General features: G+C 62.3%; 17 protein-coding genes and 1 pseudogene. 5 read left to right on the plus strand and 13 right to left on the minus strand.

The window, feature by feature from the left end:
• Window positions 1–405: 405 nt before the first annotated feature.
• From E5X88_RS28025 to E5X88_RS28055, 7 genes and pseudogenes are all read right to left on the minus strand, one after another.
• A complete protein-coding gene (locus E5X88_RS28025) occupies window positions 406–1,728 on the minus strand; it encodes an FAD-binding oxidoreductase (RefSeq protein WP_292167111.1) in 1,323 nt (440 codons plus the stop codon).
• A 269-nt stretch (window positions 1,729–1,997) separates the two neighbouring features.
• A pseudogene (locus E5X88_RS28030) lies at window positions 1,998–2,357 on the minus strand (hypothetical protein); the annotation flags it as partial.
• Window positions 2,358–2,402: 45 nt separating this feature from the next.
• Complete coding sequence (locus tag E5X88_RS28035; protein ID WP_292167277.1) at window positions 2,403–3,716, minus strand: FAD-dependent oxidoreductase; 1,314 nt, start codon at window positions 3,714–3,716, stop codon at window positions 2,403–2,405.
• Window positions 3,717–3,774: 58 nt separating this feature from the next.
• Entirely contained in the window at window positions 3,775–4,653 is an 879-nt protein-coding gene (locus tag E5X88_RS28040) for an ABC transporter permease (RefSeq protein ID WP_292167112.1), read from the minus strand.
• A 34-nt stretch (window positions 4,654–4,687) separates the two neighbouring features.
• Window positions 4,688–5,638, minus strand: coding sequence for an ABC transporter permease (locus E5X88_RS28045; RefSeq protein WP_292167115.1), 951 nt, complete (start codon window positions 5,636–5,638; stop codon window positions 4,688–4,690).
• Window positions 5,639–5,702: 64 nt separating this feature from the next.
• A complete protein-coding gene (locus E5X88_RS28050; protein WP_292167117.1) occupies window positions 5,703–7,373 on the minus strand; it encodes a peptide ABC transporter substrate-binding protein in 1,671 nt (556 codons plus the stop codon).
• Between the two features lie 38 nt (window positions 7,374–7,411).
• A complete protein-coding gene (locus E5X88_RS28055) occupies window positions 7,412–9,076 on the minus strand; it encodes an ABC transporter ATP-binding protein (RefSeq protein WP_292167118.1) in 1,665 nt (554 codons plus the stop codon).
• Between the two features lie 741 nt (window positions 9,077–9,817).
• Here E5X88_RS28055 and E5X88_RS28060 point away from each other — a divergent pair.
• The 3 genes from E5X88_RS28060 to E5X88_RS28070 are packed head-to-tail and all read left to right on the plus strand — an operon-like array spanning window position 9,818 to window position 12,734.
• The gene (locus tag E5X88_RS28060; RefSeq protein WP_292167120.1) at window positions 9,818–11,143 is read left to right on the plus strand and encodes an FAD-binding oxidoreductase; all 1,326 of its coding nucleotides are present in this window, start codon (window positions 9,818–9,820) and stop codon (window positions 11,141–11,143) included.
• A 32-nt stretch (window positions 11,144–11,175) separates the two neighbouring features.
• Window positions 11,176–12,249, plus strand: a complete 1,074-nt coding sequence (locus tag E5X88_RS28065) for a tartrate dehydrogenase (protein ID WP_292167138.1) — start codon at window positions 11,176–11,178, stop codon at window positions 12,247–12,249.
• An 8-nt stretch (window positions 12,250–12,257) separates the two neighbouring features.
• Window positions 12,258–12,734, plus strand: a complete 477-nt coding sequence (locus E5X88_RS28070; protein WP_292167139.1) for an Lrp/AsnC family transcriptional regulator — start codon at window positions 12,258–12,260, stop codon at window positions 12,732–12,734.
• Window positions 12,735–12,776: 42 nt separating this feature from the next.
• Here E5X88_RS28070 and E5X88_RS28075 read toward each other — a convergent pair whose 3' ends face one another.
• Window positions 12,777–14,153 (minus strand): aspartate aminotransferase family protein, encoded by a 1,377-nt coding sequence (locus tag E5X88_RS28075; RefSeq protein ID WP_292167140.1) that lies wholly within the window; start codon window positions 14,151–14,153, stop codon window positions 12,777–12,779.
• 324 nt (window positions 14,154–14,477) lie between these two features.
• Here E5X88_RS28075 and E5X88_RS28080 point away from each other — a divergent pair, with 324 nt between their 5' ends.
• The gene (locus tag E5X88_RS28080) at window positions 14,478–15,167 is read left to right on the plus strand and encodes a haloacid dehalogenase type II (protein ID WP_292167142.1); all 690 of its coding nucleotides are present in this window, start codon (window positions 14,478–14,480) and stop codon (window positions 15,165–15,167) included.
• 107 nt (window positions 15,168–15,274) lie between these two features.
• Here the strand turns inward: E5X88_RS28080 and E5X88_RS28085 are convergent, their stop codons facing one another.
• From E5X88_RS28085 to argE, 5 genes are all read right to left on the minus strand, one after another.
• Entirely contained in the window at window positions 15,275–16,741 is a 1,467-nt protein-coding gene (locus E5X88_RS28085; protein ID WP_292167279.1) for an NAD-dependent succinate-semialdehyde dehydrogenase, read from the minus strand.
• A gap of 27 nt (window positions 16,742–16,768) precedes the next feature.
• A complete protein-coding gene (locus E5X88_RS28090) occupies window positions 16,769–17,812 on the minus strand; it encodes a tartrate dehydrogenase (RefSeq protein WP_292167145.1) in 1,044 nt (347 codons plus the stop codon).
• A 184-nt stretch (window positions 17,813–17,996) separates the two neighbouring features.
• The gene (locus tag E5X88_RS28095) at window positions 17,997–18,353 is read right to left on the minus strand and encodes a cupin domain-containing protein (protein WP_292167146.1); all 357 of its coding nucleotides are present in this window, start codon (window positions 18,351–18,353) and stop codon (window positions 17,997–17,999) included.
• 13 nt (window positions 18,354–18,366) lie between these two features.
• Complete coding sequence (locus E5X88_RS28100) at window positions 18,367–19,290, minus strand: glyoxylate/hydroxypyruvate reductase A (protein WP_292167148.1); 924 nt, start codon at window positions 19,288–19,290, stop codon at window positions 18,367–18,369.
• A gap of 16 nt (window positions 19,291–19,306) precedes the next feature.
• Window positions 19,307–20,431: an acetylornithine deacetylase gene (gene argE, locus E5X88_RS28105; RefSeq protein WP_292167150.1), complete on the minus strand. Its 1,125-nt coding sequence runs from the start codon at window positions 20,429–20,431 to the stop codon at window positions 19,307–19,309.
• 252 nt (window positions 20,432–20,683) lie between these two features.
• Here argE and E5X88_RS28110 point away from each other — a divergent pair, with 252 nt between their 5' ends.
• Window positions 20,684–21,562 (plus strand): GNAT family N-acetyltransferase, encoded by an 879-nt coding sequence (locus E5X88_RS28110; RefSeq protein WP_292167154.1) that lies wholly within the window; start codon window positions 20,684–20,686, stop codon window positions 21,560–21,562.
• Window positions 21,563–21,589 lie beyond the last annotated feature (27 nt).

The following is a 21,589-nucleotide window of genomic DNA, read 5'->3' on the forward strand; positions in this document are numbered from 1 at the left end:
GACAACCTCAGCTTTCTCGGTCGGGGCCGAATGGACAACCTCCTGAAGGCTCACATCTAGTGCACCTGGGATTTGACCGACATCTACTGCATACCTGCTTAGCCAAACGAAACCTTGCATTCTGCTTCCAGCCATCGAGCAAGATCGTGGGCTTTACCAGACAGTTCAGTTTCTCCTGTCCATATGAGCCCGTAGTGGCTTCCGTCAGGATCGAAGCCGACCGGTGCGAGAGCCGCTCTCTATCTATGTCGTCGTTGCGAGGACCATGGGACTGAGGGCAACGCCCAACCCCGCCGATGCGGCTTCAACGATCAGAAAGTGATGGTCTTAGAAGCGAATTTCCGTTGGGCGTGGCACCGAGGGGTAGAGGGTTGGTGCGCGTCAGGCCTGACTTCCGGCTGATCTTCAGATAGCGGCGATGTCCAGCTTCGAACCGTCGACCAGACGCGACAGGCGGAACGGTGTAGGATCGACGCAAGGCGTGTCGTTTACGACGAGCTCTGCGGCCAGATGACCAAGCCCCGGGCCCAAACCGAAGCCGTGGCCCGAGCAGCCCGCCGCGAGGACGAGGCCTTTCACCCCGTCCACCTGCGACACCACAGGCACTGCGTCCGGCGTGCAATCGACGAAGCCGCCCCAGGCGCTATCGATCTCTATATCGCCGAGTTGAGGGAAGGTTTTCCGGACACTCTCCACCACTTGGCTTACCAGCCATTTCAAGGGTGGGGGATCCAACACGCGATTCTTTTCGAAGATCCGATCGTCGCTGGTCAGGAGCGCCGGCAATGAATCCGGCCCCGAAACGAACGATTTGCCGATGCCGAGCCTGACGTTCTTCAGGCGACGCAAGAACTGCGGCATGAATTCCCGGCTATACCGAATAGCCTGGGGCGTGATTTCGAGGTTCGCCTTGCCGCTGATCGCAAGCGTATAGCTGCCGTCCAGTCGGCGCGTGATCGTGCAGTAGGGTGTGGAGACCGCCTCGCCTATGTTGATTGTCGGGGTGGAACGCAGCGCGGTCTGTCGGATGCTCGCTTGGGGGAAACTGATCCCGAGCGGCCTAAGGAAGCGCGAGGACCAGGCGCCAGCGGCGCACAGCACCGCGCTGGTTCTGATGTAGCCCTTCTCCGTGTGCACGCCCGCAATCTTGCCATTGGCCAAGTCGAGCGCCCGCGCGGCGCATCCCTGGTGGATCGTGGCGCCCAGAGCTCTGGCCCCATCGGCGATAGCCGGCGCGGCGAGCGCAGGTTCGGCCTTACCGTCCCGGTCCGAATAGGTTCCTCCGACCCATTTGTCGCGCGCTTCGGGGACGCGCTCGGCCACTTCCGCCCGGCTCAGCACGCGGGTGTCGACTTCGTACTCCCTGGCGACCTCGCGCCACCTTTCCCAGCCGGCGAGCACAGCCTCGTTGTGGGTTGCATAGACGAGACCGCAGCGTCGAAATCCAAGGTCCCGATTGATATCGCGCGTCAGTTCGTCCCACAGTCGCATGGAGATCACCGAGAGCGGTAGTTCGCGCCGATCGCGGTTCTGCTGGCGGCACCAACCCCAGTTTCGGCTCGATTGTTCACAGGCGACGTGGCCCTTCTCGAGCAGAGCCACAGAGAGGCCACGCTTCGCCAAGAAATAGGCGGCCGTAGAGCCGAGGATGCCGCCGCCGACGATGACGACGTCGACCTCGGCCGGGAGACGCTCATCGCTGTGAATGCGTTCGACTCGGGGCGACATGTTCCAACCAACCTCGGCTGCCAAGAATGCGAAGCAAAGTTCCGATCACCCCTTCATCGCATCGTGCGTTCGAAAGAATGTGCCGAAATCATCCAGGACTTCGCCAGATATGCGGGTTTTTGATCGCTTGATCGATACGAGCTGCTCAAGCCCGATCGAGTGCCAGTTCCGCGCAGGGCGGCACCTGCTCGCGAGTGCGTCGGATCGCGCTTGAGGGTCTTGAGCCTGCGAGCGAAGTTGTAAGCGGCAACGAAGTCGGCGAGGTGTTACCTGAGCTGATCGTGGCTCTCCTAGTAGAAGCGTTTGACCGTGGCGTCCTTGATCGTGCGGTTCATCCTCTCGACCTGTCCATCGGTCCAGGGATGCTTGGCCTTAGTCGTACGGTGCTCGATGTCGTTCATGGCGCAGGCATATTCGAAGGCATAGAGGCAGTCATCCAGCGGCAGCAGCGTATAGCGTCGAAAGGCGACGATGACGGCCTCTTTCTCGACCGTGAGCACGGTCGACCGCGCCTCCTTCGGCCCGGTCGGTAGATCGAGGACACAGATCCGACTCTGCAACTTCGCGACGGTCTTCTGGTTGATTCCATAGCGCTTCGCCAGCGCCCTCAAGCTCCGCGGTGCCTCCAGCCGGGCCGCAGCGACGAATGGTCAAAAGGCCGCCCCCTTTGGCCGTCAGCGGCGGGCCCGCCACCAGGCGATCTTGTCCCGCAGCGCATAGCCCTTGATGATCGCCGGCAAGAACCAGGGATCGCCCCTATAGAAAGGGATGGAAGCTGGCGGTCGGAAGTCGAAAGCCGTGCCGGCGTCTTGCGCGCGACCCATCAGCTTGTAGGCGGCACGCGTGCCGACCCACGGTGCCCAGACCACGCCCGAACCGCAAAAGCCGGTGGCATAGACGATGTCATCCTTTTCAAAGATGCGGGGCAGCATGTCGCGGTTCATGGCCACGTTGCCGAACCAGCTGTACGAAAGGCGAACCTTCTCCAGCTCCGGGAAAATTTCTATCAGACCGTTACGCAGGCGGTGCGTTGGGGCTGTCGGATCGCTGTTGCCGCGGGAGCTGTCTCGCCCACCGAGCAGAATGCGCATGCCGTCGGGTGAAGGACGATAGTAGAAGCCCAGCTCCCGGTTCTCGCCCATCATCATCAGCTTGGGCATCAGCCGCGCCATCAATTCAGGCGGAAGCTCCTCGGTGACGATGATCCGGCTGCGGACGGGAACCAGGCGGCGGCGCAGGAAGGGCGCGCCGCCATCGGTATATCCGTTGGTGCAGACCAGCACCTGCCGAGCCTGCACAGTCCCGGCCGATGTCGCGACACGGAACCCGGACACATCTTTCTCGATGGAAATCACGGGCGTTCGTGAGTGGACCGTCAGCCCGGAAGCCAACGCCACCCGCAGGAGCTCGGCGTGCAACTTAGCCGGGTGCAAACCGCCAATGTCCATCCGAACCGTGCCGCCGCGGTAGAAGTCGGTGCCGATGTAGTTGCACTGCTCGGCATGCGGAACAGCGTAGGATTCGATCCCCAGCCTCTTCGCCAGCGCCTCGGCGCCGCGGGCCATCTTCTCGTACTGGTCGTATCCGAGAGCACCCATGAACCGGCCGACCAGCTGGAAATCGCAGTCGATCCCTTCCGTCTCGATGAAGTCGTAAAGGAACTCGCGCGCTCGCCGGCCCTCGGCTTCGATGGCGATCGCCTTTGCCTCGCCGAAGCGCCTGGTGATCGTCGCATAGTCCGGTCGGATGCTTCCGCTGGTGATCCCGCCGTTGCGCGACGAAGCTCCTTCCCCGGGGTTCATCGCATCGAAGGCCGCAACTGACCGTCCTTCACGCGCCAGCACCAGCCCGGCGGACAGCCCGGCATAGCCAGCGCCGACGATTGCCACATCGAGCCGCTTTGCCAGCGGCTGCGACGGCAGCGGCCTGACAGGTGCGGCTTCCCACCAGTAGGGCGTGTTCTTATCGGCGACTTTCTCCCCATGCACGTGCGCTACTGCCCGTTGCGTTTTTAGGATCTGCAGTGGGTCGCGTTTGCTGACGAAATCAGACACGGTCATCTCGCACGTCGAGCGCGTCGCGCAGTCCGTCACCGATGAAGTTGAAGCTGGTGACTGCGATGGTGATGGCGGCGCCGGGGATGATCGCCAGCCAAGGCGCGCTCGCCAGATACTGCTGGGCGCCTTCCAGCATGTTACCCCAGCTGGCCAGCGGCGGCTGAATGCCATAGCCCAGGAAGCTGATATAGGCTTCCAGAAGGATCGCGTGCGCAACTGTCAATGTGGCGGCCACGATGATCGGTCCCATGGCATTGGGCAGGATCTCCCGGAACATGATGTGGGCGCCGCTCAATCCCAGCATGCGCCCGGCGAGTACAAACTCGCGCTCGCGCAGAGAGCGGACCTCGGCCTCGACAATTCGGGCCACTTCCATCCAACTGGTGACCGCGATGATCACCGTAACCATGGCCGGGCTCGGCTTCAGTGCCACGGCCAAAGCGAGCAGCAGGAAGATCGACGGGAAGGACAGAAAGCCGTCGACCGTGCGCATCAGCGCCGCGCCGATCCAGCCGCCGCGATAGCCCGCGACTACGCCGACGAGCGTTCCGATCAGCGTCGACAGCAACATGGCGAAGAAGGCCACCGCCAGCGAGATCCTTCCCGCCATGAGCAATCTCGCTGCCAGATCGCGCCCCAACGGGTCTGTCCCGAGATAGTGGTGGCCGGTCAGCGGTGGGGAAAAGCGGGCGCGCAAATCGATGTAAAGCGAGTCATAGGGCAGGAGATAGGGGCCGAAGACGCATGCCAGCGTGAGGAGGGTGATCATCGCCAGCCCCAGCAGCGCCAGATGATGGCTCGTGAAACGGCGGACCGTGCGGCTGCGCCACCAGCGGCCTTGTCCTGCATTTGCGACGAGAGCGGTCATGTGGCTGCCTCCTGTCAGGCGTGAGATTGCGCGTTCAACCCAGGCGAATGCGCGGGTCGACGATCGCCACCGCGATGTCTGCGATCAGATTGCCCAGGATGACGAGGATGGCCGAGAACATCAGCAGCCCCATCACGACCGGGTAGTCGCTGTAGCCGAGGCTGTCGAGGAACAGCCGCCCCATCCCTGGCCAGGTAAACACGGTCTCCGTCACCAGTGCGCCGGTCAGAATGCTGGGAAGTTGCACCCCTGCCAGCGTGATCATCGGCAACAGTGCATTGCCAACGACGTGTTTCATTATGACTCGGCGCTCGGTCAGGCCCTTGGCGCGGGCAGTCTTGACGAAATCCTGGCTGATCGCGTCGAGGGTGGAGGTGCGCATGTAGCGGCTCCAGATCGCGACATGCACCAGCGACAGCACGATGCTTGGCAGGATCAGGTGGTGCAGATAGTTCAGCACCGAACCGTCACCGATGGTGTACATGTTGCCCGCGGGCACCCAGCCGAGCTTGAGCGAGAAGATGTAGATGCCGACGAGCCCGAACCAGAACGTCGGGATCGACAGCGCGACCATGGCGCCGACCGTCGCCAAATGGTCGAACAGCGAATAGCGGTGCGTGGCGCCACGGATGCCGATCCAGGTGCCGATAGCGATTGCGATCGCGGTGGATGTGCCCATCAGCAGCAACGTGGCGAAGAGATGCCGGCCGATCACTGAAAGCACCGGCGCGTTATCGCGGAAGGAGTGGCCCCAGTCGCCCTGGAGAAGCCGCCAGATCCAGTCGAGATATTGCATCCAAAGTGGACGGTTCAGCCCCAATTGCTCCTTCAGGCGATCGAGATCGTCCTGTGTCATGCCGGGATCGAGCCCGAATTGCGCTAGCGGCCCTCCCGGTAGCAGGTTCAGGACGACGAACCCGATGATCGACACGATCAGGAGCAGGATGAGGCTCTGCGAGAGCCGGTTGAGCAGGAAGCCGCGCATTCAACTCTCCTCTTTCAAGACGCCCGACGACAAGCCGCCGCCCTGAGGCGGCGGCTTAAGCATGTCAGTCCTTCCAATGCCATCCGGCGGCATGCCAGGATGCGACGCGGGCGTTGGAATTTGCCTCGAAACCCTCCAGCCCTTTCTTGCGGCCGAACACATTGGCGTAGGCAAACAGAGGCAGGAACGGCAGATCCTGACGAACAATTTCCTGAACACGCAGATAGATGGCGCGCCGCTCTTCCCGATCGAAGGTGCGGGTACCCTTGTCGAGCAGCGCATCAACCTCCGGGTTGGAGTATTGGCCTGTGTTCGAGCCCTTTCCGCCCTTCGCGACGATCGCCTTTGTGTGCAGGCGGTTGGCAACGTCGGGGTCGCCCGCGATGACATTGGTTACACCGGAGATAGCTGACTCGAACTGCGATTTGAGCCAGAAATCGCCCCACATGACGGCGGCCGGCAGGTTCGAAATGGTCATCTCCACCCCGATCTCGGCGAATGTCTGCTGCAAGAACTGCTGCGTCTGCTCGCGCAGGTGGTTGCCGGAGGTGGTGGAGTTTGCGAACGACAGGCGCACCCCGTCCTTCACTCGTATTCCATCGGATCCGGGTACCCAGCCGGCCTCGTCGAGGATCTGGCGCGCGCGCTCGATGTTGAACTCCTGCGCCGGCAGGTTCGGATTGTAGTAGTAGGAATTCTGCGGCATGAAGGTCTCGGTGGGGTTGTGGACCCCGTAATAAAGTCCTTCGAGGATCGCTTTCCTATCTATTGCGGCGTAGAGCGCCTGGCGAACCGCAGGGTCCTTGAATTGCGGCTTCTCAAGATTGAGATAGATCGACTCGACCGATGCTCCGCGCTCCAACATGACCACGCGATCCGGTAGTGTGCTGGCTTCCGCATAGTTGTCGGCGGTTATGAATGCCTGGTCGACAAGATCAATGTCGCCGCTCTTGAACTGGGTGTAGAGCACTGTCATGTCGGGGATGTATTTGAAGACGAGCCGCTCCAAATAGGGGCCCGCCCCGGCATAGTCCGTGTTCGCGACGAGTTCGATGTGATCGCCAGCGATGCGCTGCGCCCACTTGAATGCGCCAGTGCCGACAGGCGCCTGATTGAACGCGGCGGCGTTCGGGTCGGCCTCTTTTTCGAGGATGTGCTTGGGAACCATGAAGGTTTCGGCGAGAAACGACAGGTAAGGGGCGAAAGCCTCCTCCATCCGCCAGGTGAGCTCGGTCGGCGAGACCACCTTGATATCGCGGACCAGTGAATGGCCCGCCGTGCGCCACGCGCGGAATTTCGGATTGGTGATGAGCTCAAGCGTGAACTTCACGTCCTCGGCCGTGAAGGGTTGGCCGTCGTGCCAGCGGACGTCATCACGCAGGCGGATGCGCCACAAAAGTCCATCCTCCGAGATGCCGCCATTTTTTTGGCTTGGCACTTCGGCCACAAGATTGGGCTGAAGAACGCCCTTGGGGTCCATTCGAACGAGTGCATCAAACACTGAGAAATGCACAGCGTCGTCGCACTCGGTATGCGGCATCAGTGGATTGAAGACGGTGGGTTCCTGCGAAAATCCGACGATGACGCGGCCGGTTGGGCTCGCTGGAGGGTTCTGGGCGAAGGCAGGTTTGCCCAACAGATTGGGCGCTATGAGGCCTGCAGCACCGCCTAACGCCATCAATCGCAGTGCATCGCGCCGCGAGTAGTTTGGATTGGTGTTTGAGCGTTCAGTCATTGGAATTCCCCTTGTTCTGGCGGTATCCGCCGTGGCTCTTACCCATTTGCTGCCACCGGACGGGTCCCGTCCGGCTGCTCTCCTGGAATCGCCGCCACCAGCTCACGCGTGTAGGCTGATTGCGGGTCGAGGAAGATTTGCGAGGGTGGTCCGCGTTCAACGATCCGCCCTTTCTGCATCACCGCGATTTCGTCGCAGATCTGGCTGGCGACGCGCAGGTCGTGGGTGATGAAGATCATCGACACGCCGGTCTCCCGCTGGATCTGGTCCAGCAGCTGCAGGATCTGGGCCTGGATCGACACGTCGAGCGCCGAGACCGCCTCGTCGGCGATCAGCAACTTCGGCTTGAACATCAGCGCCCGAGCGATGCCGATGCGTTGGCGCTGCCCACCGGAAAATTCATGCGGATAGCGGCCGAAGGCGCCGGCATCGAGCCCGACATGAGCCAGAAGCGCTTTCGCCTCTTCACGCGCCTGGGCATAGGGCGAGCCGTGCGCGACCGGGCCAACAGTCAGGATGTGGCCGACAGTCGAACGCGGGTTGAGCGAGGCGAAGGGGTCTTGGAAGATCATCTGGACCCGCGGCCTCAACGGGCGGAACTCAGCTTCGGAAAGCTTGGCAATGTCGCGACCCTCGAACAGAATTCCGCCGCCGTCGCTATCCAGCAGTTTGATGAGAAGGCGGCCCAGAGATGACTTGCCGGAACCGCTCTCGCCGACAACGCCCAGCGTGCGCCCGGGCGCCAGATCGAACGAGACCTCGTTGACGGCGGGCACGACTCGCTGCTTGCCGAACAGCACACCGCCCTCGCGGTAGGTCTTCACCAGATTCTCGACCTTGAGGATCGGCGCTTTGTTGGCCGTTTCCAGAGGAACGCGATCTTCGCCGGTCAGGCGCGGGACGGCCGCGATAAGGCGTCGAGTGTAGGGATGGCTGGGCGACTTCAGGACCTGCTGGGCGCTGCCATGCTCGACGATGCGGCCCTTCTCCATCACGACGACGCTGTCAGCGATTTCTGCCACCACCCCGAAGTCGTGGGTGATGAACATGACACTCATGCCCTTGCGGCGCTGAATGTCTCGGACCAGTTCCAGAATCTGCGCCTGGGTGGTCACGTCGAGCGCGGTCGTCGGTTCATCCGCGATCAGGATGGTGGGCTCGAGCGCCAGCGCCATGGCGATCATCACCCGTTGCCGCTGCCCGCCGGAAAGGCGGAACGGATACTGGTGATACATGAGCTCTGGGTCAGGCAGCCCGACCTCGGTCAGCAGTTCGAGAGCGCGGCCGCGGCGAGACTTCGGAGTGCCGACGCCATGCGCCGCCATGACCTCGTCGATCTGTGCGCCCACGGTCATCAGCGGATTGAGCGCTGACAGCGGGTCCTGAAAGATCATCGACACGATGCGGCCGCGCAGGCTACGCAGCTTTTCGGACGGCATGCGTATGATGTTCGTGCCATCCAGATGGATGGAGCCCGAGGAGATCCGGATCACCCGGGGCAGAAGCCCCATGATCGCGTTGGCCGTGACCGACTTACCCGATCCGGATTCGCCGATAATGCACAGGATCTGGCCGCGCTTCAGATCGAAGGAGATGTTCTCGACCGCATGGGTCCGTTCCATACCCTGCGGCAAGGTAACCGTGAGGTCGCGGACCGAAAGTGCCACATCGTGGGGGGCTACAGCCTGGATGCTTGCGGCCATCGCGATCACCTCCCTTCTCAACGGAGTGGGTCCACACTATCTCGGACCGCATCATCGCCCTTTGAGCAGAAGCACGTCACCGAAGGGGCCATCGTCCGGCCATCTCGTCGCTTGCTGCCCTGCGGTTGCGAAAGAAGGATCCTATTCATCCTGGCGGCTCCCTTGCCGAGATTCAGTCCGCAGAGCGGACGCCGTTCCCTTTTCTTGGAGAACTCCCCGAGGGGACAAAACGCTGCCTATCGGGAGTCCTCTGGAGCCTGCCCCGCCACTAGGAAGGGTTGCTCCGTTCTTTCAGCCAGTCTGAATGTTCTGGTTCCGCAGAGTCATCGAAACTTGGCCGTCTCGCGGCACGAACTTCTGAAAAGAACGTCCAGATCGGCATTTCACTCTGCACCTCTTCCAGCGCGGAAACCGCGATCAGACCGTCATGACTATCCGGTAGTACGCGCCTGCCTGCATGGCGATACCGTCGAGCGGTGGTATCCGTGCCGCCCATCGCAATGTCGGCCAAGGTACTCGGAGCAAGGTCGACAGTGGCGCGCCGCGTTCCGAAAAGCCCATGCAGATGACGCGGCTGCACGAAGTGTACACCTGCTTGGACCGGTGAGGCGGGAGCTTTTCGCGCAACAATTGCCCGTCCTATAGGCGGCTAACGGCAGGATATTTCGTCCAGACAAAAACTCCGCAGCCTGCCACTCCGGACCGCAGGTTAGGATGTTTCAAAATTCCGGAGCCCCTTCCATGCCCGCGCCGCTCATGAACATCGAGTCCAGCCCGTCCTTGCCCCGGGAGGTGGACGTCGTCGTCATCGGCGGTGGCGTGGTGGGCGTGTTCACGGCATATTATCTGGCGCGTCGGGGCGTCGGCGTCGCCCTGCTGGAGAAGGGGCGCGTGGCCGGTGAACAGTCCAGCCGCAATTGGGGCTGGTGCCGCCAGCAAAACCGGGACGCGCGCGAGTTGCCGATGGCAACCAAGAGCCTCGATCTCTGGGAGAAAGTGGCGCAGGAGACCGGCGAGGACACCGGCTTCCGCCGCTGCGGGCTGCTTTACCTCTCTCAGGACGAAAACGAAGTGGCAGGCTGGGCAAAGTGGCGCGACTTTGCCCGGACGGCCGGCGTCACGACGCATATGTTGAGCGCGGAGGAGGCGACGGAACGAGGCAGGGCGACCGGTCGCAAATGGAAAGGCGGCGTGTTCTCCCCGACTGACGGAACCGCCGATCCTTCCAAGGCCGTGCCGGTTGCCGCGCGCGGCATCATGGCGGCGGGCGGAACTGTACACCAGCACTGCGCGGCCCGCGGTCTGGAGCTGAGCGCCGGCCGGGTCAGCGCTGTGGTGACCGAAGCCGGCACCATCCGGACGAAGACCGTGGTCATGGCCGGAGGCGCGTGGGCATCGTCGTTCTGTAACCAGCTCGGCATTCGTTTTCCGCAGGCTTCCGTGCGCCAGTCGATTCTTGCCGTGGCGCCCGGAGCTAACGGCGTGCCGGATGCCTTGCATACCGCGCACGTCTCGCTGACGCGGCGCGGCAACGGCGGATACACGCTGGCCATCAGCGGGCGAGCACGCGTCGACCCGACACCGCAGCAGTTGCGGTTTGCACGAGAATTCGTGCCCATGTTTGCCCGCCGTTGGCGCAGTTTGACGCCCGGCGGCCTCGAGGGCTGGCGGCAGGGCCATGAAACGCTTGCCAAATGGGCACCTGACGAGGTGCCCCCCATGGAACGGAACCGGATACTCGATCCCCGGCCGGACTTGCGTCAGATCAATCTCACCTATCGGCGCGCCTGCGAGCTGATCCCGGAGTTCCGACGCGTCACCATTGCCGATGCATGGGCCGGCTATATCGACAGCACGCCCGATGGCATCCCGGTCATCGGTGAGGTCGAGGGCGTTCCGGGCTTCATCCTGGCGGCCGGCTTCAGCGGTCACGGCTTCGGAATTGGCCCCGGCGCGGGACATATGATTGCAGACATTATCACAGGCAGCGGGCCGATCGTCGATCCGCGTCCGTACCGGCCAGAGCGTCTGAAGACGGCTGCGTGGGGCAAGGTCGCGGAATTCTGAACCCCTACTCCAGAGACCACGGAGTCGTCTTTATGCGCGAATACAACATCGCCGCCATTCCAGCCGACGGGATCGGCCCGGAAGTCATAGCTGCCGGCCTCCAGGTACTCGAGGCACTCGAGCAACGCTGCGGCGACTTCAAGCTTCGCGTCGAGCACTTCGACTGGGGCTCGGACTACTACAAGACGCACGGCCGCATGATGCCCGAAGACGGGGTGGCACAACTGAAAAGTTTTGATGCGATTTTCTTCGGCGCCGTCGGCGCTCCGGATGTGCCCGACGACATCACGCTCTGGGGTTTGAGGCTGCCGATCTGCCAGGGCTTCGACCAATACGCGAATGTGCGGCCGACCAGGATCCTGCCCGGGATTTCCTCGCCGCTCGCCGGCGTCGGCCCCGGCGATCTGGATTGGGTGATCGTACGCGAGAATTCCGAGGGCGAATACTCCGGCCATGGCGGGCGAGCTCACCGGGGCCTACCTGAGGAGGTCGGGACCGAGGTCGCAATCTTCACCCGCGCCGGTGTGACGCGCATCATGCGCTACGCGTTCGGGCTCGCCCAGTTGCGGCCGCGAAAGCTTTTGACCGTCGTCACCAAATCGAACGCCCAACGACACGGCATGATAATGTGGGACGAAATCGCCGCCGAGGTGGCGCGGGAGTTCCCCGATGTCACGTGGGACAAGATGTTGGTTGATGCTATGACGGTGCGCATGACACTTAAGCCGCGGACTCTCGACACTATCGTCGCTACCAATCTCCACGCGGATATTCTGTCCGATCTTGCCGGCGCCCTTGCGGGCAGCCTCGGCGTGGCGCCGACAGCCAACATTGATCCGGAGCGGCGTTATCCCTCGATGTTCGAACCCATCCATGGCTCTGCATTCGATATTACGGGCAAAGGGATCGCCAATCCTGTCGCCACATTCTGGACCGCCGCCCAGATGCTCGAGCACCTGGGCGAGCACGAAGCAGCCGCCCGATTGATGCGGGCCGTGGAAGCCGTGACGGCCGAAGGTGTGATGACGCCGGACGTAGGCGGCGATGCCACCACGCAGGAGGTGACGAATGCTGTGTGCCGGGCGATCCACGGCTCGAACGTTTGAGGTCTCCGATGAAGCTAGACAAGATCGACGTCAGGATCCTGTCCGAATTACAAAAGAACGGGCGCATATCCAATGTCGAGCTGGCGGAACTCGTCCACCTTTCACCGAGTCCCTGCCTTATGCGGATGAAGAAGCTTCAGGCGGAGGGCTTCATCACCGGCTATTCAGCGCAGATCGATGTCTCCAAGCTTGGGCAAACACTAACCGTCTTCACTGAGATCACGCTCAGGAACCATCGGCAGAACGACTTCGCACGGTTTCTTGCGACGGTCGAAAAGATCGATTCCGTCATCGAATGCCATCTCGTTTCAGGCGGCTACGACTATCTTGTCAAGTTCATCACGGCGGGAATTACGGAGTACCAGACGATCATGGAGCGCCTGATCGAAATGGATATCGGTATCGACAAGTATTTCAGCTTTGTCGTGCTGAAGTCGCCTATTGTAAAGACTCACCTGCCGCTTGACGCAATATTCGACCAGTGAGTAAGAGGCTGCCCCGCCCATGCGCAGCAGCAGCCCCGTCGGTCATCCTTTCATCACCGCCCGCACGTCCTTGTCTTCGAGCGTCCGATCGAGCGTTTCCCGCGTGCGTTCGATGATCCCGTCAATATCCTCATCCGTGCAGCAGAGCGGCGGCGCATAGCCCAGCACGCCTTGGGCAAAGGCGCGGATCACGAGGCCGTTCTGCCATGCGCGGTCGAAGATGCGGCGCGCTGGATCGGCTTCCTGCGGCAGGGGCGTCTTGCGCTCCTTGTCGGTCACCAGTTCGATCGCGGCGAGCATGCCGCGTCCGCGCACGTCACCGACCAGCGGATGATCGGCGAGTGAACGCAGGCCTTCCATCAGGCGCTTGCCGGCCTTTCGCCCGTTCTCCAGCAGGCCGTCCTCGTAGAGGCGCAGGCATTCGAGTGCGACCGCCGCGCTCACGGGATGGGCCGAGTAGGTATAACCATGGCCGACGAGCGCCTTGCCGGCTCCATCTGCGATCGTGTTGTAGACATGGTCGGACATGAAAACGGCGCCCATGGGCACATAGCCGGAGGTCAAACCCTTCGCCGTCGTCATGAAGTCGGGGACGATGTCGTCCTCTTCGCAGGCAAACAGCGGACCAGTGCGGCCGAAGCCGGTGATGACCTCATCGACAACGAACAGGATGTCGTGCTCCTTGCAGACGGCGCGCATCGCCTTCAACCAGCCCGCCGGCGGAACGAGCACGCCGGCCGATCCCTGGATCGGCTCCACGTAAAATGCGGCGATGCGGTCGGCGCCCAGCTCCGCGATCTTGGCCCGCAGGGCAGTAACCGATGCTTCGATGATCGCCTGCGGATCGGAACCGATAGGATTGCGATAGGGATAGTGGGAGGGAATCTTGTGCTGCCAGTCGTAGGGTACGCCAAAGCCAGCGTGAAAGACCGGCAGCGCGGTCAGGCCTGACCCCGCGGTCGATGATCCGTGGTAGCCATATTCGACCGAGATGAACTGGTCCTTCTGCGGCGTCCCCTTAGCGTGGTAGTAGTAGCGGATGAAGCGGATCGTGCTGTCCACCGCGTCGGAGCCGCCGAGAGTGAAATAGATGTGGTTCAGGTCGCCAGGCGCCAGTTCTGCCAGCCTGGCCGCCAGCCGAATGGCTGGTTCGGAGCCCAGACCGAAATAACCCGTTGCGTAGGGAAGCTCGCGCAACTGCTTGGTTGCGGCTTCGACGATGCTGTCTTGCCCGTATCCGACATTGACGCACCACAGGCCCGCAAATCCGTCGAGCAGGCTGTGTCCCGCGGCATCGGTGACAGTCGCGCCCCTCCCGGACTTCAGCACCCGGACGCCCATCGCCTCATGGCTGCGATAAGACGCGACCGGGTGAATCAGATGGGCGCGATCAAGTTCGATCAGCGAATTCGCAAGCATTTCTTCCTCCAAATCAACCGACTGCCTGAGGTGCATAGGCTAAACCGCGGAAGGCAGCAGTTCGTCCCGACCGCCGGCCATGCGCAACGCGTTTTCGCTATCCATGGCCGCCCGCGCCGCATCTTCTGCCGAAGTACTACCGACAAACCCGCCCCGCCAAAGCCGGAGGGGGACAGCTGGCGCAACTCTCTGCCAAACGTGCGGCGGAATACGAAATGATCTGCTTCAGATCGCGACGAATGCGGCCACTAGTCTTGCCGCTCGCAACCTATCGTGCTTGCGGTACAGGCACGCTGTGCCGAGAGGATTAGGAGGATGGTCGCTATGACCAAGTTCAGACCGAAATACATCACCTTCGACTGCTACGGCACGCTGACCAATTTCGACATGGCCGGTGCCGCGAAGCGCGTCTACGGCTCCCAACTATCCGCGGTTGCAATGACGCAGTTCATCAAGGACTTCGCCGCCTATCGCTTGGACGAGGTTCTAGGTGCCTGGAAGCACTATACCGAAGTCGTGCACAATGCCATCGAGCGTACGTGCAGGCGCAACGGTGTCCCATTCCGCCCGGAGGATGCCCAGCGCATCTATGAAGAAGTACCAACATGGGGCCCGCATCCCGATGTGCCGGCTGGCTTGGCCAAGGTCGCTAAGGAGATCCCGCTGGTGATCCTGTCGAACGCGATGAAGAGCCAGATCATGTCCAATGTCGAGAAGCTCGGCGCGCCGTTTCACATGGTCATCACCGCTGAGGAGACCGGCGTCTACAAGCCCCAGATGAAGGGTTTCGAATACATGCTCGACAAGCTCGGCTGCGGACCGGAGGACATCACCCATGTCTCCTCCTCGTTCCGCTATGACCTGATGACCGCCTACGACCTCGGCATCAAGAGTAAGGTCTGGGTGAACCGCGGCCACGAGCCGGCTAACCCGTTCTACGAATACACCGAGGTCAAGGATATCGGCGGGCTCGCCGCCGCCGTCGGACTAGAGCCCATTCGCAAGATCGCTTGAGGCTGGTCTTCCGCCTGTCGCGGCATCTGAAATTTCGAAATGAGAAAGGGGCGGTTTGACCGCCCCTTTCTCATTGCTAGTCGCGCTGTCGACGCTGGGCAAAGCCTCTAGTTCAGCCCGCCGACGTGAAGCGCCTTGACCTCGAGATACTCTTCGATACCGAGTTGCGAGCCCTCGCGTCCGAGCCCCGACTGCTTCACACCGCCGAACGGCGCGACCTCTGTCGAGATCAGGCCGGTGTTCAGCCCGACCATGCCGAACTCCAGCGCCTCGGCGACACGCCACGACCGCTTGAGGTTTTCCGTGTAAAAATAGGCGGCCAGGCCAAAGGGCGTGCCGTTGGCGATCGCAACGGCCTCCCCTTCTGTTTCGAAGCGGAAGAGCGGGGCCACCGGTCCGAACGTCTCTTCCGACGCCAAGAGCATTTCGGTCGTCGCGTCGCCGAGCAGAATGGGACGGGCATATTGCTTGCCCTCCGGCACCGCATCGCCCTGAGCGATGATCGTTGCGCCTTTCTCCAAGGCATCGGCGACATGCCGCTCGATCTTCTCGATGGCGGCACCGTTGATCATCGGCCCGATGACGACGCCTTCCTCCGTACCGGGGCCAACCTTCATCTCGGCAACTCGGCTGGCGAGCTTTCCGGCAAACGCCTCATAGACGCCGGCCTGCACCAGAATGCGGTTTGCGCAGACACAGGTCTGGCCACCATTGCGGAACTTCGAGTTTACCGCACCTTCGACGGCGAGATCGAGATCCGCATCATCGAAGACGATGAAGGGCGCATTCCCGCCGAGCTCAAGACTGAGTCTTTTGATGCTATCGGCGGCGCCCTTCATCAGAAGCGCGCCGACGCGGGTCGATCCGGTGAAGGAAATCTTGCGCACCGTTTCGTTGGCCATCAGCTCCTTGCCGATCTCCGCCGGCATGCCGGTCACAATGTTGATAACGCCTGCCGGAATTCCTGCCCGTTCCGCCAGAACGCCGAGCGCCAGCGCCGAGAACGGCGTGAATTCCGACGGCTTGATGACCACGGTGCAGCCGGCGGCCAGCGCCGGAGCCACCTTGCGGGTGATCATCGCGTTCGGAAAATTCCACGGGGTGATGATGGCGCAGACGCCGACGGCCTCCTTCAACACCACGATGCGGCGATCGGAAGTAGGCGACGGAATGGTCGATCCACCGATGCGGCGCGCCTCTTCCGCGAACCATTTGACGAACGAGGCGCCATAGCGGATTTCGCCACGCGCCTCGGCCAGCGGCTTCCCCTGTTCCAGCGTCAGCAGGAGCGCCAGATCCTCTTCGTGCTGGCGGATGAGGTCGTGCCAGCGCTCCAGCAGCGCCGCTCGCTCGGCGTGGGTCTTGTTTTTCCAGCTTTTGAATGCCTCGGCTGCGGCGTCGATCGCGGCTCTGGTCTCGCCGCCGCCCATCTGGGGAACGGTGCCGAGAACGCTCAGGCTGGCAGGGTCGACGACATCGACGGCCGCCTTCGTTTCCGCATCCCGCCAGATGCCGCCAATCAGCGCCTGCTGCCGGAACAGGTCGGCATCCTTCAAAATGCCAATCTTGGTCATCGCATTCATGGTGTTTCCTCTGCCCTTTCAGCTCAATGCCGCAAGCACGGCTTGCGTGATTGTCTTGGTCCTGTCCTTGCCTGCGATCGTGCCGATCCCCCGCGCGGTCACGGACTCGATTGCCGACATCACTTCGGACGCCGCAGGCCCCTCGCCGAGATGTTCGAGCATCATCGCGCCGGACCAGATCGCGGCGATCGGATTGGCGATGCCGAGATGCGCGATGTCGGGCGCCGAACCATGGACCGGCTCGAACATGGACGGCGCGCTGCGATCGGGATTGATGTTGGCCGAGGCGGCATAACCCAGTCCGCCCTGGATGGCTGCCCCAATATCCGTGAGGATGTCGCCGAACAGGTTCGAGGCGACGATCACGTCGAGGCTTTGCGGCGCCAGCACCATGCGGGCGGCCATGGCGTCGATGTGGTAGGGCGAGACCTCAACATCGGGATAGTCTTTGGCCACCTCGCGCGTGACCTCGTCCCAGAACACCATGGAATGTTTCTGCGCATTGGATTTGGTGACCGATGCGAGCTTCTTGCGGCGCGCCCGCGCCTGTACGAAACCGAAACGGAGAATCCGTTCGACACCCGCACGCGTGAAAATCGCCGTCTCGATCGCGACCTCGTTGGCCGTGCCGGAATGAACGCGTCCGCCGGCGCCTGAATATTCGCCTTCAGTATTCTCGCGGATGCAAAGGATGTCGAAGCCCTCCGAGCGGAGGGGGCCTTCGACACCCGGCAACAGCCGGTGCGGCCTTATGTTGGCATATTGCGTGAAGGTTTTCCGGATCGGCAGCAGTAGTCCATGGAGCGATACTGAATCGGGCACTTCCGCGGGCCAGCCTACAGCGCCGAGGAGGATCGCATCGAATTTCCGCAGTGTCTCGATGCCGTCCGGCGGCATCATCGCGCCGGTTTCGAGAAAGTAGGCGCAGGACCACGGGAAGCTTGTGCCATCGAGGGCGAAGCCGCCTCGCTTTGCCACCGCCAGCAGCACCTGCCATGCCGCTTCGGTGACGTCCTTGCCAACGCCGTCACCGGGGATGAGTGCTATGGAGTAGGTTTTCATAGACGGCACCTAAGGTCGAAATGACGTTTCTTGGATTCTCGATTGGTGAAACAATAGTCGACCGCGCGTCGCATTTTTCGTCGAGGATGACGCGCCGGACGGCGTCGAATCTCGTCCGGCGGGTCTTGGAAAGTCGATTATTCTGCGGTCGCTTCGCGCTCCGTTCGGAACGCGACTGTCGAAGTTAGTCATTCACGACGACGTAGATCTTGCGCACGGTCTCGATAGTGCGCCAGACGCCGACAAAGCCGGGCTTCATCACGAAACTGTCGCCGGCGCGGTAGGTCTTGGTCTCTCCGCCCTTCTCCTCGATTTCGATCACGCCCGAAAGGATGTGGCAGAACTCGTAGGTGGTGCCCTTGATCGAATGCGTCTCGCCGGGGGTCGCTTCCCAGATGCCACTGAGAACCTTCTCGCCTTTCGAGGCATCCTGCGGCCAGCTCTTGAAGGATGGAGCGCCGGAGATGAGCCGCTCCGGCAGTGGCAATGACTCCTTGGGAGCGAAGGAAGGATTCGTGTCGATCGTGATCAGAAGTGACATGTGAGATTCCCTGTTAGTAGCCAAGTGTCCGATCGACGACGCCGATCAGTTCTTTCCCGGCGCGGTGACGCCGGATGTTTTCGACGACCGATTGCGCCGCCGTATGCGGCTGGGTCACGGACGCGATGTGCGGGGTGATCATCACCCGGGGATGCGTCCACAGCGGATGGTTTTCCGGCAGCGGCTCCGGGTCAGTGACGTCGAGCATCGCCGCCGCAAGTTGGCCGCTGTCGAGCGCCTCGATCAGCGCGGTCTGGTCGAGTTGCGGGCCGCGGCCGACATGCAGCAGACGCGCTCCGGCAGGCAGCAGGGCGAAGAGCCGCGCATTTAACATGCCGCGTGTTCGTTGCGTCAGCGGCAGCAGACAGACGAGAATGTCCGTCTGCTTCAGAAAGCCGGCAAGCTGATCTTCGCCGTGAAAGCAGGTGACGCCCTCGATCCGCTTTTCGCTGCGGCTCCATCCGGCCAGGGGAAACTGGAACGGCTTCAGGCGCTCGATGGCCGCTTGCGCCAACATGCCAAGCCCCAGAAAGCCAACTCGACATTCATGGGCCTGCCGCGCGGGGATGCCCCTCCAGGTCTGCCTGCTCTGTTGGTCGAGGTAGGCCGGTAAGTCGCGGTGGAGTGCCAGCACACCGAGCGCGACATATTCCTGCATCATGCGGATGATGCCGTCCTCGACCATGCGAACCAAATTCACGTGGCCGGGCACGATATCCGCCTTGAACTGATCGACGCCCGCCCCGATGGAAAACAGCACTTCCAGCTTGCGGTAGCGTGAGATGTCGTCCGGTACGGTCCAGGTGATGAGATAGCGGATCTTCTCGGGGTCAACCTCTTCGCTGCAATGGAAGAACTCCAAATCCGGCAGCTCCCGCGCGAAGACCTGGCGAAAGACAGCACTGCGTGCTGCATCGGAATTGAAGAGAAACGCCATCGAAACCGCCCTTCTGTCACGCCGCAAGTCGTGCGCCGAGGTCCTCGATCATCTTCCGGCATGCCGCGAGTTCGCCGAGTTCGATGTATTCGTTCGGGCGATGGGCCTGCCCGATCTCGCCAGGACCGCAAATGATCGCGTCGATGCCGGCCTGCTGGTAAAGCCCTGCTTCAGTTCCATAGCTGACTGCCGTGAGCGGCTCCTGCCCGGTCAGCTGCGTCAGCGTGGCCGCCAGCTCACTTCCGTTCACGGGCGCAAGGGCGGGATAGGCGCTCATCTCGTGCCAGGCCACGTCGAAGCCGCTGTCGCGCAGGGCGAACAGCCGGGCTTTCACCGGCTCCAGCAGCGAAGTCGGGGAAACGCCCGGCACGGCACGCACCTCGATATCGGCAGTGCAGCGGTCAGGGATGATGTTGACGGCCTGTCCACCGGCGATGACGCCCACCTGCAAGGAAGAGTATGGCGGAGCGAAATTGTCATCGAGCGGCCCGTCGGCGAGCGATTGGCCATAGGCAACGGCATGCGTGATCACGCCAGCCATGGCGTGTACCGCATTGAGACCAAGGTCGGGCCGTGACGAATGGCCGGATCGGCCGATCACCTCGAGCCGTGCGGCCGCCTTGCCCTTGTGCGCGCGCACAGGCTGCATTCGGCTGGGCTCTCCGATGACCGCGCCAAGCGGCTTCTCGCACAGGCCCGGTAGCGCAGCCAGGAGATGCGGCACGCCACGGCATCCCGCCTCCTCGTCGTAGGAGAATGCAAGATGAACCGGCTGCCGCAGGTTCATCTCCGCAAGTCCTGGGAGCGCGGCCAATGCGCAGGCGAGAAAGCCCTTCATGTCGGTGGTGCCGCGGCCGTAGAGCCTATCACCGTCGCGGCGCAGGATGAACGGATCCGAGCTCCATTCAGGCTCGCCGGCCGGCACGACATCCACATGTCCGGAGATGATGTAGCCCCGATACTCGCGGGGGCCGATCGTGACGAACAGGTTGGACCGGTCGCCCTCGGGGCCGGGGAGAACCCTTACGTCGGCGCCTGCCGCCTCGCAGTACCTCCGTATCCAATCGACAATCGCGCCGTTTGGGGTGCCCACCACAGTGGGAAATGCAATCAGCCTCGCGAGAATCTCTTCCACGTTCATGACGGCCACTTCTGCTTGCGCAACTCGGCGGACGCGACCAGCGTAACCACCGGCAGGAGTGTTCCCTGCCGAATCGCGTCCAGCTTTGGCCGAAGATTTCGAAAAAGCGTCTCGAACCAGCGGAACCTGCTGGCTTTCCGATGTAAGCTTGCGGCAAAAGAGGACTGTCGCACACATGGCAATCGGCGGCAGGATCAAACACCGCGTGCTCGCAACCCTGGGGGCATTGGTTGAAGGAGCGGATCGACTGACATGCAGAGATCAGTGCGCCTGAAATCCTTTGAACTGTTCGCGCGGGACATCAACGATGTCGACGTTGCGCTGCTGCATGCGCTGTCGATCTCGGTTCGCTGGCCGCATCGGCCCAAGGACTGGGACCTGCTGCGTCGCGCCGGGCACGGCATCGTTGCTGTTGACGGTATTGGGCGCGTGTTCGGAAGCGCGATGTGGTTTCCCCACGGGAACGACTTTGCCACCATCGGCCTCGTAATCACTACGCCCCGTACTCAGGCTCAGGGCGGTGGCCGATGGCTCATGGACCAGGTCCTCGAGCGGTGCGGAGATCGCAATCTGGCGCTGAACTCCACCCATGTCGCCTATCCCCTGTATGTTTCGCTTGGCTTCACGAGCGAGGCGATTGTCTACATGCGCCAGGGAGAGGCCCCACAAGCACTCTCCTCAATGCCGGCCCTGGACGGGGACCTGGGTGACTTGCCCAACGACACGCTCAGCGAGATTACCGCGCTGGACGCGCGTGCATTCGGGACAGATCGTGCGAGGCTACTCGCGCTGCTCGCAGAGGATGCCTCGATAGCCACTCTGAGCCGTGGCGGCGAGATCGTTGGCTATTCCATGTGTCGGGAGTTCGGGCGCGGCTTTGTGATTGGCCCCACAGTAGCCCGAAACGACCAGGACGCGGTGCATCTCACGGCCGCCCATCTGAAGAAGCTGCAAGGCCGGTTCGTTCGCGTCGATACGCGCGAGAGAGATGGCGTGTTTGCCGAGTTTCTTCAGCAGAGCGGCCTTGGCATTGCCGAGACCGTGACGACGATGTCCAAGGGCCGCCGGTTTCTGAACCGGGACAGCAACGAGCCTTGGGTCTATGGATTGGCCGGCCACGCCCTGAGTTGAATACCAGTTCATGTCCGCCCTCAAGCG

This window comes from Mesorhizobium sp. (assembly GCF_004962245.1).
Classification (GTDB): Bacteria; Pseudomonadota; Alphaproteobacteria; order Rhizobiales; family Rhizobiaceae; genus Mesorhizobium.